Genomic DNA, 14502 nt, shown 5'->3' on the forward strand with positions numbered 1-14502 from the left:
CCCCTGCACCTTTGTGTGGAGCGCTCAGGTTTAGCGTGGTTCGACGATCAATTTGATCGCGGTGCGAATTTTGCCCTCGATGTCCACATCCACAAACTCGGGGATGCATACGATGGAGATTCCGTCCTCCATCAAATACCCCCTGGCCAGCACCAACGCTTTGATGGCTTGATTGACGGCGCCGGCGCCGATGGCCTGCACCTCGGCCCGTTTGTGCTCGCGGACTACGCCGGCGATGGCTCCTGCTACGGCTGCGGTGCGGGAATTAGCCTTGACCTTGATGACGTCCATTGCGCGCTCCTTTTCCACGGTGTTTAGCCCACGTGCAACATGCTCCCTGCATGATAATTAATTGTGTATTTCATTGTAGCGAAAATAATTTGTGCATTCAAGTCAAATTGCGCAGGAATTTTCAGCGGGCAAAAGGCAGATAGACTTTGGAGCGATGGGCGGTCAATTCAATCGTCCATGTGGCGGATAATCGCATCCCCGAATTCAGAACAGCGCACCTCGGTGGCATCGGGCATCAGGCGGGCGAAGTCGTAAGTGACGGTGCGGGCAGCGATGGCGCCTTCCATACCCTTGATGATCAGATCCGCCGCTTCATGCCAGCCGAGAAAACGCAACATCATTTCACCGGAGAGGATCACCGAGCCCGGATTAACCTTATCCAGGTCGGCATATTTAGGGGCGGTGCCATGGGTGGCTTCGAAAATAGCGTGCCCGCTCTCAAAATTAATGTTCGCGCCAGGAGCGATGCCAATTCCCCCGACCTGGGCGGCCAACGCATCGGAGAGATAATCGCCATTGAGGTTGGGAGTGGCGAGGACGTCAAAGTCGCGCGGACGAGTAAGTACATGCTGGAAAGTCACATCGGCAATCGTATCCTTGACCAGCAAGAGGCGTTTCCACTGCCCGTTACCATGGGTGGACCAGAGTGTGGCCAGGGTGTCTTCAACCTCGGCGCGCACCTTGGCTTGCTGCTCTGGTGGGAGCATGTCGTAGCCCGGTTCGATCAAACGGGCGTTTTCTTCAATGCTCAGGTCAGGGTTTTGCTCGCGATTAGCCAGTATCCATGATTCCCGTTCGGTGACGATTTGGTGGCGAAACTCGCGCTTAGCCAACGCATAGCCCCAATCGCGGAAAGCGCCCTCGGTGAATTTCATGATGTTGCCTTTGTGCACCAGGGTCACGCTGCGGCGGCGGTTCTCTAATGCCCAGCGGACGGCGGCACGCACCAGGCGCTCAGTGCCCTGCACTGAGATGGGCTTGAGGCTGAATCCAGCGGTCTCCGGAAAGCGGATCTTGGCAAACTGATCCGGGAAGTGTTCGCGTAGTAAAGCCTTGAAGCGCTCGGCCTCCGGTGTGCCGTGCTGAAACTCAATCCCGGTGTAAATATCCTCGGTGTTCTCGCGAAAAATGACCATATCCACCAATTCGGGCTGACGTACGGGTGAGGGCACGCCCTTAAAATAGCGCACCGGGCGCAGGCAAACGTAGAGATCCAGGGCTTTACGTAACGCGACGTTGAGCGAGCGAATGCCCCCACCGATAGGCGTGGTTAAAGGGCCCTTTATGCCGACGCGGAACTCCTCGAAGGCCCGAAGCGTTTCATCCGGCAGCCAGGTGTTGAATTGGCGGAAGGATTTCTCTCCGGCATAAACCTCCATCCAGAAAATTTTACGGCGGCTTCCGTAAGCACGGGCAACGGCGGCATCAAAAACGCGCACCGCCGCGCGCCAGATATCGCGCCCGGTGCCGTCCCCTTCAACATAGGGGATAATTGGATTATCGGGCACCTGTAAGCGCCCTTCAGCAAAACGAATCGCCTCCCCACCCTGGGGAATCTGAATCAATTGATAGGTCATGGTGTCTCCTCCAAGGCCGTGATTATCGGCGGATTATATCACGCCTTATGGGGTCGGATTGGGAATAATGGCGCAGGCCACGCTTACAGCCGCTTCAAAAAGCGTTCAATTCGGCGCAAGGCTTCCTCGATTTTCTCGTAGGCAGTGGCGTAGGAACAACGCACAAACCCCTCACCACCGGCACCGAATGCCGATCCGGGCACCACGGCGACGTGCTCTTCCTGGAGCAGACGCTGGGCAAAGGTTTCATCATCCAGACCGGTAACGCTTACCTTAGGAAAGGCATAGAAAGCCCCTTTGGGTTCAAAGGTAGGTAATCCCATCCGATTTAATTCGCTGACGATTAGACGGCGGCGGCGGTCGTATTCCTCAACCATCATCTGCACCGCCTCATCACGATCGTAAAGCGCGGTAAGGGCAGCAATCTGGGACATAGTTGGTGCCGACATCACGGTATACTGGTGCACGCGCAGCAATCCTTGCATCAGGTGCTGGGGCCCGCAGGCATAGCCGATGCGCCAACCGGTCATGGCGTAGTCTTTAGAGAATCCACCCAAGAGCAAAGAACGTCCCTTCATCCCCGGCAGGGAGGGGAAGCACACATGTTGGTGCCCGCCGTATACCAGGCGGTCATAGATTTCATCCGAGATCACAATCAAATCGTGTTTCTCGGCCAGGCGGGCGATTTCTAACAGGCGCTCGCGGGTAGCCACGGCGCCGGTAGGGTTATTGGGAAAGCCGATCAAGATGGCTTTGGTACGGGGTGTGATGGCGGCTTCAATCGCCTGGGGGTTGACATCAAAGTTGTCTTCCATACGGCAGGGGATCTCGATTGGTACCCCGCCAGCCAGATAGACCTGAGCCTGATAAGAAACGAAACACGGGGTAGGGATGATCACTTCATCACCGGGGTCGAGCAACGCCGTTGCCGCCAGGTAGAGGGCTTCCGAACCACCCACGGTGATGATGATCTCGGTTTGGGGGTCATAACTCACGCCGTAGAGCCGTTCCAGGTGTGCGGCCAGGGCCTGGCGCAATTCGAGGATGCCTGCGTTCGATGTGTAGTGGGTCTGGCCGTTGCGCAGCGCCTGGATGCCGGCTTCGATGACGGAGGGTGGGGTGTCGAAATCGGGCTCACCGATGCCCAAGGAGATGACATCCTTCATAGTAGCGGCAATGTCAAAGAAGCGCCGAATGCCGGAGGGCTTGAGGCTGACCACCCGTTGCGAGAGGTATGTGGTGCGGGTAGACGGAGTAGGGAGGGTAGAAGAGGTGGAGGTCATAGGCTCTGGCTCCTTCTTACAATAAGATCTTATAACAGGTTAACCCGCCATTCGTCATAAAGTTCGCCATAAAACAACTCAAAGCGCCGTCCATCACGCACGCGGACGCGAAAGCATTTACCGCCGGGAATGCGCCACCGGTCTTCGATGGCCTCGATTTCAAGGCGCTCTCCCTCCCAATGAATCGCCAGCGGGCGTTCGGCGTACTCATATCCGGAGTGGCATTCAACCGGATCGGGTTTCATTTCACCCATGCGTCATCTCCCAGATTCAGGCGATGGGGCGTTCCCTCAAAGCGCACCCGCCGCCCTACCAGAGACCCCGTTAGCACCGTATTACGGATGTGGGATCCTTCATCCAGCACGCTGTCACTAATCACGCAGGATTCCAAGACGCAGCCCCGCCCAACAGACACATGCGGTCCGATCACGACATTGTTCAATTGGGCATCGGGGTGGACGTAAACCGGCGGTATCACAGCGACACCGGCGCGCTGGATAACTTCGGCGCTGTTATCGTGTCCGTGTTCTAGCAAGTATCGGTTGGTTTCTAAAAGGGCCTCGGGGATCCCAGCATCCAGCCAGATGTCCACCTTTTGGGTGCGGAAGCGGGCGCCGCGTTCGAGTAAGATGTTGATGGCATCGGCCAGAAAGTACTCGCCGCGCAATGCCAGCCCTCGTTGCATCTGCTCTTCAATGGCTGCCACCAGGGCTTCGCCACTGCGGAAATAATAAAAACCCACCACTACCAGGTTGTTAGAAAGGTCTTGGGGCTTTTCAATCAGGCGGGTCACCCAGCCCTCAGCGTTCACCTCGGCGACCCCAAAGCGCCGCGGATCTGGCACCGGTTTGACCCAGGCAATACCGTCTACGTCGGTGTGGGCGAGGAATGAGAGGTCGGTTTCGATCAGCGTGTCTGAAAATGCCATGAGCATGGGGCCGTGTAGATACTCCCGAGCCAGATGGAGCGCATCCGATTGTCCACGCATGACCTCTTGCACCACGTAATGCACGGTGAGGTCGGGATGGTGCTGTTGCATATGCGCTTCGATGGCGGTTTGCTGCCCAGGTCCGACGATGAAAACATACTCGATTTTGAAAGAGGCGGGCACGCTGTTGAATTGTGCCAAGACGTAATCTAAAACGGTTTTACCTGCCAGAGGGAGTAGGGGTTTGGGCTTGCTCCAGGTATGGGGGCGCATGCGCGTGCCCCAGCCGGCCATAGGGATCGCGATGGTGAGCGTGTGCGTCAAGCCTGCCTCCATAGGATGATGGATTGAGTCTCTCACCATAATTGTATCATTGCTAACTCAGACTACGCCTTACGCATGCTTAACACAACCTTGGTCATCTCGGCTACCACCGCGGGCAGGAAGATCAAGGGCAGGATGAGTTTCCACTGCGCCCATGAGAGCGGGACGGTAGCGAAGATGGGGTTGAAGAACGGCACATACACGACCATGAGCAACAAAGCCAGCGAACTGAGCACGGCCAGATTCATCCAGCGATTGCTGAATAAACCGATTTTGAGCAGGGGATAGCGTTCGGAGCGCGCGGTGTAAGCCCGAAGCAATTCAGAACTGGAAAGGGTGACGAAGGCCAGCGTGCCGGCCAGGGTGGTATCCTCACGCAAGCCCAGGCTGAAGGCGATGAGGGTAGCCGCCGTGATGGCTACGGTTTGCACGGCCACGCCAATTTGCATGAACCGGTTAATAATGGGTTCCTTGGGTGGACGTGGCGGGTGCTGCATAATATCGGGGTCGCCTTTTTCGGTGCCCAAGGCCAATGCCGGCGCGCCATCGGTAATCAAATTAAGCCAGAGCAACTGGATCGGCAAAAGGGGCGAGAGGACGCGCCCGAGGGCTGGAAAGAGCCAGCGCCCGAAGGCGGTGGGAAGAAAGATAATAAAGATTTCCGCGAGGTTACATGAGATCAGGTAATAGACGAACTTGCGAATATTGCTGTAAATGATGCGCCCTTGCTCGACGGCGGCAACGATGCTGGCATAGTTATCATCTGTCAACACCATGTCAGCGGTCTCTTTCGCCACATCGGTGCCGGTGATGCCCATAGCAATGCCGATATCGGCGCGTTTGATGGCGGGGGCGTCATTGACGCCATCCCCGGTCATGGCCACGATCTCGCCGTTGGCTTTGAGGGCTTCTACAATGCGCAATTTATGTTGGGGCGAAACGCGGGCAAAAACATCGGTGCGCTGAACTTCGGCCTGCAGCGTAGCGTCATCCATGGCATCCAACTGAGCACCGGTTAAGACCTGATGCTGAGGCCGTAACAGCCCAATTGTTTCGGCAATGGCGCGTGCGGTGTTCGGGTAATCGCCGGTAATCATGATTGTGCGAATGCCGGCACGGGCGGCTTTTTGCAACGCAGGGATCACCTCGGGGCGGGCCGGATCTATCATGCCGATTAAGCCTACAAAGACGAGGTCGCGTTCCAAGGCTTCAGGATCCGCTTGCTCCGGGAGCGCCGGAATGACGCGGTAGGCAACGCCCAGGACTCGCAGCGCCTCACGGGTCATTGCATCGTTAGCGGCTAAAATGCGCTGGCGAGCGGCGTCATCGAGCGGTTGAGGTTGATCGTAACGATCCTGATAATAGCGGCACAGACGGAGTACCTCATCTGGTGCGCCCTTGACGGTGACGACGTGCAGATCAGGTGCCACCTCTGCGCCGAACGGTGAGGCGTCCTCGGGGCGAGGGGCGCGCACGGCGTGAACGGTGACCATGCGTTTGCGCACCGAATCAAAGGGCACCTCCTCTTCGCGGGGATAGGCCATTTGGAGTTGTTCGGGGAGGGCGCCGGCTTTAGCTGCCGCGACCAACAATGCCCCTTCGGTAGGATCCCCCACGATGCGGTAGGCGTTTTCACCATTGTTGGTGTTCACTTCGAGAACGGCGTCGTTGTTGAGCGCGCCGATCCACAGCGCGGTGAGAACTGCGGGGTATTGGTTAAAATCCAACGGCTGCCCATGGATGCTGAACTCACCTTGGGGGCTATAGCCATGTCCGCTCACGTCAATGAAGGTGCCATCCACCCACAAACGCCTGACGGTCATGGCATTTTGGGTGAGGGTGCCGGTTTTGTCCGAGCAGATCACCGTAGCCGAACCCAGGGTTTCAACCGACGAAAGGCGGCGGATCAGGGCATGGCGGCGAATCATCTCGCGCATGCCTAATGCCAGGCTGATGGTGACAATGGCGGGTAACCCCTCGGGCACGGCAGCGATGGCCAGACTAACGGCGACCATGAACATCTCCAAAACATTCCCGCCCTGCAGGATGCCTGTGAGGAAAACCAGCCCACAAATGACCAGGGCAGCGATGCCCAGGGTTTTACCTAGTTGGTCGAGTTTCCGCTGGAGGGGCGTCTCTTCTTCTTCCATGGTCTGAAGCATGGTGGCAATCATACCCAGTTGCGTGCGCATACCGGTGCTGACCACCACCCCGCGTCCGCGGCCATAGACCACCAGAGTGCCCATAAACGCCGTATTCTTGCGGTCACCCAGGGGCGCATCCTCTTGGAGCAGGCTGGTAGCGTCTTTCTCAACCGCCACCGACTCACCGGTCAGAGCGGCTTCTTCGATGCGCAGGTTGACAGCCTCGAGCAAGCGCAGGTCGGCCGGGACGTAGTTGCCAGCCTCTAGAAAGACGATATCACCGGGCACCAGGTCCCGCGCGGGGATGGTTTGGCGCCGTCCATCCCGTAGTACCTGGGCTTCGGGGGCTGCTAACTGCCGCAAGGCAGCCAGGGCCTGCTCCGCGCGACTTTCTTGGATGACGCCGAGCACAGCGTTCAAGACGACAATGGCGATAATGGCGGCGGAATCCACCAACGGTTCACCTTGAGAAAGGCTGATGGCGCCGGATATGATGGCTGCCACAATCAGCAAGATGACCACGAAATTATTTAATTGCCCGATCACCATTTGCAGGAAGGTGCGACGTTTGGGCTCAACCAGTTGATTTGGTCCAAATTGCGCCAGACGACGCTGGGCTTCTTCGCTGGTCAGGCCGGTTTCTAGAGGTGTGCGCAGGCGTCGGACGGTCTCATGAGCGTTGAGGGCATGCCAGGCGATATTCAAATCCGAAGGCGGTAAGGTTGCGGAGGGTGGTTCGGTGGTTTTGGCGATCGAAACTGTCATGCAATAGCTCCCTGAAATGACGTTAAAGGGACACAAGTTATCCCGGTGAGGGGATAAAAACCCCGCCCGGGCAGTCCCTGCTTAATTCTACCCCTCTCTGCCAAAGGAAGCACAAATTCCCCGCCCCCTCGGGTCGTATCAGGAATAAGAGTAGTTTTGGGCCCTGGTACGGGCTAAATTTTTTCCGTTTCCACCACCTGTGCCTTAGGTTCCGGAGGCTTCAACTCCGGGCCAATGTACGTGCCCGGCTGAATGATCCCGTCTTTAGGGATGACCACGATGCCATCGCGCACCACCCAGCCATTGCCATCCAGGTCGGTGCCGCGCGGGAAGGGGCGGATGATCACGCCACGGCCAATGCGGGCATTTTTATCAATGATGGCGCCGGAAATCTCGCAACCCGGCCCAATGCCAATCGGTACCGTGCCCAGCATGGTCTCATCGTAATCTTCACAACCCACTTTTTCGTAATAATCAGCGCCCATCAGCACCGTGTTCTCGATACGCGCACCGTTGCGGATGCGGCTGCGTAGCCCAATCACCGAGCGGCGAATCTCGGCATTGCGGATACAGCACCCTTCGGCGAGCAGAACGTTTTCCAAGACGCTGCGCTCAATGGTGGAGCCGGGCAGAAAGCGGGGGTGCGAGTAAATGGGAAACTCGGGATCGAAGAAATTGAAGGGTGGATTCGGATCGGTCAGGGCGAGGTTGGTCTCGTAAAACGAACGGATGGTTCCAATGTCTTCCCAATAGCCATCAAAATCGTAGGAATATACGTGATGATAGTTGATGGCGTAGGGAATAACCTCGCCACCGAAGTCATCAAATTCGGGATGTTCTTCCAGAAGTTTAATCAGGGTTTCAATGTTGAAGAGATAGATTCCCATCGAACCGATGTAAGGGCGTTCGGGGTCATCGCGACTGACCATTTCGGCTAGCAAGTCAGGATCCTTGGGCTTTTCGGCGAAGCGGACGATGCGCCCGGTGAGGTCGCGCTTGAGAATGCCAAAGCGAGGGGCTTCGGACGTGGGAACGGGCTTCACCGCAACGGTGATCTCGGCACCGCTTTCCAGGTGCTGGCGGAACATCGGGGCGTAGTTCATGCGGTAAAGATGATCGCCGGCCAGGATGAGCACGTAGCGGGCACGGGTGGCGCGAATTTCGAAGAGTTGCTTACGTACGGCATCGGCGGTGCCTTGATACCAATCGCTGCTGGAAAGGGTCTGTTCGGCGGCCCAAATCTGCACCCAGCCGCGGTGAAAATTGTCGAATTGATAGGTATTGGTAATGTGGCGGTGTAAGGAGACCGAGTTGTACTGCGTCAGTACAGCAATGCGAAAGATGCCGGAGTTGATGCAGTTACTGATGGGGATGTCAATCAGGCGGTACTTTCCGGCGATTGGCACGGCGGGCTTAGACCGTAAAAGCGTCAGAGGAAAAAGGCGCGTCCCTCGACCACCTCCTAAAATGACGGCTAATACCTCATCTAATGTTGGCATGGGGCCTCCTTTTCACACGTTTAAACCTATTTTACAGATTTTTCTGCCCCAATGCACGCACCAATACACTAGAAAATTCATAGCGATAAGGTGGATGTCCTCTCCAATTCTGCAATTTGTGCCAGACAAGTATCATCAGTGGGGTTAGGCTGATAGCGGGTTTTGAACCAGGCCGTTAGGATCTCTTTGGCAACCGGCCACGATGTCAAGCGCAAAGAGAGGCAAAGCACGTTGGCGTTATTCCACAGGCGGGCGCCGCGGGCGGTTTCAGCATCCACGCACAGCGCGGCTCGAATGCCGCGGACTTTGTTGGCGGCAATGCTAACCCCGGTGCCAGTCCAGCAGAATAGGATGCCCTCATCGGCCTCGCCTTTGACCAACGCCTCAGCGACGCGGCGCGCCACAGCCGGCCAATAGGTCTCGGGGGTGGTGTAACTTTCGCCTACGGCAGGGCCATAATACGTGACCTGGTGCCCCTCGGCTTCAAGATATTTCAGCACTTCTTCTACAACATAGGTGCGTTCATCGGCGCCCACAGCCAGTTTCATCGCAACCTCCTGTTTTTTTCATAATAGGATAAAATGATTGCCATGATCAAACAAGTTAACCCACGGCTTTTGATGCGTGAACCCCTCCAGCGTTGTGGCTGGCCTCAATGTCAGGCAGCCTGTTGCGCCTATGGGGTGTGGCTGGATGAGGCCGAATGGCGCGATATTTTAGCCCATGTTAACTTAATCTTACCTTATTTGCCAATAGAGCGCCGTGATCCTGTGCGCTGGGTGGATGGCCGCTGCGAAGAGGATCCTTTTGTCCCCAGTGGGCGGGTGGTGCATACGCGAGTCTATCCCGATCCAACCCACTATGCCGGCAGCGCTTGTGTCTTTTTACGCTCGGATTATAAATGTGCCCTCCAGGTCGCTGGGGAGGCGGCCGGCTATCACCCTTGGCGTTTCAAGCCGTTTTATTGCATCTTACACCCGTTGGACCTGGATGAAGAGGGGCGTATTACTTTAGACGAGGCAGCGCTCCTGGCGGAAGAGGCGGCCAGTTGTTTGCGCTGGGCCGAAAAAGCGCAACCCCTCCTGGATTTATTTGCTGAGGAGTTGCGCTATCTGCTGGGGGATGCGGCCTATGAGGCCCTGCGCGAGCGGTCAGTTTCCGCTCACCCCCCTCAAAAATCAAGCCATGAGCGTATATAACTTGTAGAGGGTTACCAAAACGATCATTACGGCGAAAATCTGGCGCAAACGGTGGCTGGGGACATAAAGACTGGTCACTCGTGCGCCCAGGAACGCTCCAACTCCACCGGCAATCAGCAAAGGAATGGCTAATTCGGGAGACCATTGGGCACCGTTCAAGCGTGGGATGAGCGCCGAGAACGAGGGTGGGATGACGGCGATGGCATTGACGCCCGCGGCCTGTTTGCTATCCAATCCCACCAGGATCAAGGTGGGCATGAGTAAGAATCCCGGTCCCACGCCTAACAATCCGCTCAGAATGGATATGGGGATGGCCAAGGCATAGGCAAGCCTTATATTGGGGGCGCCGCTGCTGCTGCCCTGAACAGGTCGAAACAGCCGGTAAGCCAGGAAGGAAACAGCGCCCACGTAAATGGCCCACAGGTAAAACTGAGGAATAAAGCGCGCCAGATATCCGCCAATCGGGGCGGAGGCGGTCGTTATCAGGCTCAAGGTTAGGGCTTTGGGCCAATCAATGAGTTTGCTGCGCGCGAAACCAGCGGCGGCAAACGAAGCCGTCAGGCCGTTAAGCAACAGGCTCAGAGGCTGGATTTGATGTACCAGATCGTTGAAGAAGAGCCCCAGAAAGGGAATGGCTGCGAAGGCTACGCCCAGGCCCAGCATTCCCGAGACGAACGAAAGCAGTAATATGCCCAGGATGATCACGAATTGGCTCATTTCACATTGCTCCAGGGTTATGGTTTTAGTCCTAATGGGCCAGGAAGGCGCCAAAGAGATATCCAGCCAGGGTGCTCAAAATCGCGACCAGGGTGACATAGGTGGCGGTTTTTTTGCGGCCCATAACACCGTTTAGCACCAAGATGGATTGCAGTGAAAGTTCAGGATCTGCCAACAGGTAAGCCAACAACGGCCCGCGTGCCATGCCTAAATCCAGGAACATGCGCGCTACCGGCACTTCTACCAGGGTGGGGAAGTACATGAAGACGCCGAAGAGTACACCAGCCAGGTTTGCCCAGAGGGTATTTTGTCCGGCCACAGCGCGCACCCAAGCCTCAGGGATCAGGCCTTTCGCTATCCCGGCGAGGAAGACGCCCACGATCAATAAGGGGAAGATTTGCTTGACAAATTTCCAGGTTTCGGCAATCCAGTTGATCAAATCGTCCTGATCAAAAGCACGTGTCGCCACCCAACCCGTCGCAACGAGGAGGATGAAGATGGCAAAGAAACGTCCGTTGAGACCGATGATCAGGCTACCGCTTTGGGTCAGCGGTGCCGCCAGCAAGATGGTCATGGCTATGGCGATCACCGCGGCGACCGTCCAGCCTGAAATGCCATCGAAAATGGATTCAAATCCTTTCCAGGCTAGAAAAGCGATGATCACAAGCAAGCCGATTAACGTGGCACCTTGTAGAGTTAGATTGGCTTGAGTGAGAGCGGTAAGGAGGCCTGAGGGTATTTGCCAGGGCAGGTGTAACGTGACATAGACATTGGTCAGAGCGGGGATCTGCAAGGTACCGGCGATCAGGATAGCAATCAGGAGCCCAAAGGTCACCCATACCGCGGGTCGGACCTTAACCTCCGTGGCAAAGAGATCGGCATTGGCGGCAATGGCTGATTCCTCGCGGCGAAAAATCCAGGCCATCAGCAGACCGATGACGATGCCAAAGAAAATGGACAGAATCAAACGAGCGAGGGCGATATCGAAACCGATGGCCGCTCCCGTGTAGGTCAGGGCAAGGATGTTGATGGCGGGCCCGACGAACAGGAACGTTACCGCTGGGCCGAGCCCGGCACCGCGCTTCCAAATGCCGGCAAAAAGCGGCAGAATGGTGCAGGAGCAAACGGCTAGAATGAATCCACCGAAGGCGGCGGCGGGGTAACTGATCCACTTCGGCGCTTTTGGGCCTAAATAACGGGTGATGGCTTCTTTGGGGATCATCGCACTCATGTAGCCGGCGATGATAAAGGCCGGCAAAAGGCATAAGAGCACGTGGGCAGCCAGGTAGTCCAGCAAGCTGACCCACCCGGACCAGAGCAAAGATTGTAGGGTTGAAAACCAGTCCATCTGTAACCTCTCGATTTATTCAAAAATTAGAATACTAATTTGCTAAATAAAAGCGGGCGAATTAGCCCGCTGAAGGGAGCCTCACACGCTTACGGTTACGGTTAACCATTTAGCAATCTCAGCCCGAGATGGGACACGGCCAGAGCACACCACTCGCCCGTTGATGACCAGGGCCGGGGTTGCCAAAATGGGGTATTTCAAGATGGCGTCAAAATCCTCAACTTTTTCGATATTGGCCTGCAAGCCCAATTCAGTCACAACGGCACGGGTCAGAGCTTCCAGGCGTTTGCAGTTTGTGCAACCGGGGCCAAGCACTTTGATGTCCAGCATTGAGGTCCTCCGTGAGCCATAATGGAATGAAAAAGATGCCTCTTAGGCCGGTTTAGACCCGACGCGACACCTTGGACAGGTGCATTGGAGCGTTTCGGTTCGAGGAAGGGCGGGCAGGGGAGCGGGCAGTAGCGAACGCGCTTGCTCCAGCACCTCGAAGATACGGGGATCACTGACGCGATAAAAGACATTCCACCCCTGGCGGCGCATACTCACCAGCCCACTTTGGCGCAAGAGCATAAGTTGTTGCGAGACATATGCCTGCCGCAATCCCAACATTGCCTCAATATGGCAAACACAGGCTTCTCCCTCACGCAGCAGGTCTAAAATAGCCAGGCGGGCCGGGTGTGCGAGGGCGCGAAAAACCTCTGCCAGTGGGTTGTAAATCTCAGTTAAGGTATTGCTGTCTTCTATATTCAACATAACGAATGCAATTTTAAACCCAAACGGCGCTTTGTCAAGCGCCGTTTATCATAGATACGTGGTGATTTATGACCCGCATCCTCTTTTTATGGGGCGGGCTGAAGGGGATCAGAGATGAACTAGGCCACCTGACGAAGTTCGGCCAATTCACGCTCCACTGCCTCGATCTCTGCTCGCAGTTCCCGGAGATAGGCTTCCAGGCGCTGAATGTATTCCTCACGGGTCAGGGCGATCATCGAGCCGTGCTCGCTACTGCAACCGCACTGCCCACCGCAACCACAGGCATCAAATTCGGCTTCGGGGTACATGGGGCCACTCCTTGGAGGAAGATAATATGACTATATTTGTCGTAATTATAGCATGATTCGGGTGAATCTTGGGGGTGATTTTATCCCGAAGCGCTGGTCAGTTCCGGGTTTAAGTAGGGCCAGCCCAAAAGGAGCATTTCCCCCAGCAAGCGGGCATTGAGATTCGCATCCAAATAGGCCATCCCTTGTTCCAGGGCGGCCAGACAGCGGGTGACCTGCCGCGAATCCAAAGAGCGAGCCAGAGCGCGGAGAGCAGATTCAAATGCCAGGTTGGTCAGGGGAACATCCGCATTCGTGGTGCAGAGCAAAAGGTCGCGCCAGAGGGTGATCCAGGCTCGCAGCACAGCCCGGAATTGATCCCGGTCTTTACTCAGATTCTCAATATATTGAAAGCGTTCCACCCGTTTCTGTCCGAGCAAATAGAGAGCGTCTTGAAGCCAGCGCTGGTGTTCCTGGTAACGCTCGGGTTCAGAGTCATAGTGAAGTGCCAAGCCCGGGCACCCCCCGGAAAGGTGAGCCAGTTCGCGTGCCCAATCGGGGGGAAGCCCTCGTTCTTGTTCTAGGATGAGGGCGAGATCCGCAAGGGGGAGTGGGCGTAAGCGTACCACTTCACAACGTGAGACGATGGTTGGGAGCAGGCTTTCGGGTGTATCAGCGGTGAGCAGTAAGACGGCTTGGCCGGGAGGCTCTTCCAAAGTCTTTAACAGGGCATTTTGGGCACTGATCGTGGCGCGCTCCATATTTAACAGAAGCGCCACGCGGTAGCGGCTTTCGTAAGGCGCTAATTGTAGGTCATGCTGCAAGGCACGTACCTGATCAACTTTCAGGGTACTACCGCTTTCCACCTGCACTAGGAGTAAATCGGGATGGGTCATTTGGGCGATCTGGCGGCAGGTGCGGCAGGTACCACAGGGTTCTCCTGGAGCGATGGGTTGGGGGCAGTTAAGGGCTTGGGCAAAGCGCAGAGCCAGGGTACGCCGTCCTACGCCGTTTGGCCCACAGAAAAGATAAGCGTGACGGACGCGCCCCTGTTTTAAATGCCCTTGGAGCAGATTGACTGCCCCGGTGTGACCCCAAATCTCCCAGCCCATGATGCTTAGGATTTTAGCCCAAGCAGGGAATTATGGCAACGCCCTTGACAACCCCCTGCTTTTGCCGATAATAAAGCCAGGTTTGTGCTGCTCCTGAACATAGCACAATGGCGCTGACGGAGGAAAGTAGGTCGGCGGAAGGCGCCAGAGAGGTTGGGGCATAGGCTGGAACCCCAACTCGCCGGAACCCGGTCGAAGTTCCCTCCCGAGCCGCTCAGGGGAAACCTGCCTTACGCTAGCCTAAAACCGCGCAGGTAAGTAGTCTGAGCCGCCTG

Annotated in this window: 15 protein-coding genes and 1 other annotated feature (1 of these 16 cut by a window edge); of the genes, 1 reads left to right on the plus strand and 14 read right to left on the minus strand. The window is 56.4% G+C overall.

Features of this window, described 5'->3' with window-relative positions; translation table 11 throughout:
* Window positions 1-30 precede the first annotated feature (30 nt).
* The 8 genes from QYE77_RS11150 to QYE77_RS11185 form a co-directional block, all read right to left on the minus strand.
* Window positions 31-291 (minus strand): stage V sporulation protein S, encoded by a 261-nt coding sequence (locus tag QYE77_RS11150; protein WP_054520204.1) that lies wholly within the window; start codon window positions 289-291, stop codon window positions 31-33.
* A 167-nt stretch (window positions 292-458) separates the two neighbouring features.
* Complete coding sequence (gene icd, locus QYE77_RS11155; RefSeq protein ID WP_315625481.1) at window positions 459-1868, minus strand: NADP-dependent isocitrate dehydrogenase; 1410 nt, start codon at window positions 1866-1868, stop codon at window positions 459-461.
* An 83-nt stretch (window positions 1869-1951) separates the two neighbouring features.
* On the minus strand, window positions 1952-3151 hold the full coding sequence (locus QYE77_RS11160) for a pyridoxal phosphate-dependent aminotransferase (RefSeq protein ID WP_315625482.1): 1200 nt from the start codon (window positions 3149-3151) through the stop codon (window positions 1952-1954).
* Between the two features lie 29 nt (window positions 3152-3180).
* Window positions 3181-3405, minus strand: coding sequence for a hypothetical protein (locus tag QYE77_RS11165; RefSeq protein WP_315625483.1), 225 nt, complete (start codon window positions 3403-3405; stop codon window positions 3181-3183).
* On the minus strand, window positions 3393-4442 hold the full coding sequence (locus tag QYE77_RS11170) for a sugar nucleotidyltransferase (RefSeq protein ID WP_315625484.1): 1050 nt from the start codon (window positions 4440-4442) through the stop codon (window positions 3393-3395). The genes QYE77_RS11165 and QYE77_RS11170 overlap by 13 nt, the downstream gene beginning before the upstream one ends.
* A gap of 23 nt (window positions 4443-4465) precedes the next feature.
* Window positions 4466-7312 (minus strand): cation-translocating P-type ATPase, encoded by a 2847-nt coding sequence (locus tag QYE77_RS11175; RefSeq protein WP_315625485.1) that lies wholly within the window; start codon window positions 7310-7312, stop codon window positions 4466-4468.
* Between the two features lie 173 nt (window positions 7313-7485).
* Window positions 7486-8811, minus strand: a complete 1326-nt coding sequence (locus tag QYE77_RS11180; RefSeq protein WP_315625486.1) for a glucose-1-phosphate adenylyltransferase — start codon at window positions 8809-8811, stop codon at window positions 7486-7488.
* A 77-nt stretch (window positions 8812-8888) separates the two neighbouring features.
* A complete protein-coding gene (locus QYE77_RS11185) occupies window positions 8889-9359 on the minus strand; it encodes an RpiB/LacA/LacB family sugar-phosphate isomerase (RefSeq protein ID WP_315625487.1) in 471 nt (156 codons plus the stop codon).
* Window positions 9360-9401: 42 nt separating this feature from the next.
* Between QYE77_RS11185 and QYE77_RS11190 the strand changes: the two genes are divergently transcribed.
* On the plus strand, window positions 9402-10010 hold the full coding sequence (locus QYE77_RS11190; RefSeq protein WP_315625488.1) for a hypothetical protein: 609 nt from the start codon (window positions 9402-9404) through the stop codon (window positions 10008-10010).
* Here the strand turns inward: QYE77_RS11190 and QYE77_RS11195 are convergent.
* From QYE77_RS11195 to holB, 6 genes are all read right to left on the minus strand, one after another.
* Window positions 9990-10727, minus strand: a complete 738-nt coding sequence (locus QYE77_RS11195) for a sulfite exporter TauE/SafE family protein (RefSeq protein ID WP_315625489.1) — start codon at window positions 10725-10727, stop codon at window positions 9990-9992. The two genes, QYE77_RS11190 and QYE77_RS11195, sit on opposite strands and share 21 nt — an antisense overlap.
* 31 nt (window positions 10728-10758) lie before the next feature.
* Entirely contained in the window at window positions 10759-12075 is a 1317-nt protein-coding gene (locus QYE77_RS11200) for a permease (RefSeq protein WP_315625490.1), read from the minus strand.
* Window positions 12076-12156: 81 nt separating this feature from the next.
* Entirely contained in the window at window positions 12157-12405 is a 249-nt protein-coding gene (locus QYE77_RS11205) for a thioredoxin family protein (protein WP_315625491.1), read from the minus strand.
* Between the two features lie 42 nt (window positions 12406-12447).
* The gene (locus tag QYE77_RS11210) at window positions 12448-12828 is read right to left on the minus strand and encodes an ArsR/SmtB family transcription factor (RefSeq protein WP_315625492.1); all 381 of its coding nucleotides are present in this window, start codon (window positions 12826-12828) and stop codon (window positions 12448-12450) included.
* A 119-nt stretch (window positions 12829-12947) separates the two neighbouring features.
* Window positions 12948-13136: a hypothetical protein gene (locus QYE77_RS11215; protein ID WP_315625493.1), complete on the minus strand. Its 189-nt coding sequence runs from the start codon at window positions 13134-13136 to the stop codon at window positions 12948-12950.
* A gap of 80 nt (window positions 13137-13216) precedes the next feature.
* Window positions 13217-14227: a DNA polymerase III subunit delta' gene (holB, locus tag QYE77_RS11220; protein WP_315625494.1), complete on the minus strand. Its 1011-nt coding sequence runs from the start codon at window positions 14225-14227 to the stop codon at window positions 13217-13219.
* Window positions 14228-14331: 104 nt separating this feature from the next.
* Window positions 14332-14502 (plus strand) — a binding site (T-box leader); it runs 112 nt beyond the window's last position.

Origin of the sequence: Thermanaerothrix solaris (genome assembly GCF_032334255.1) — a bacterium.
Classification (GTDB): Bacteria; Chloroflexota; Anaerolineae; order Anaerolineales; family Anaerolineaceae; genus Thermanaerothrix; species Thermanaerothrix solaris.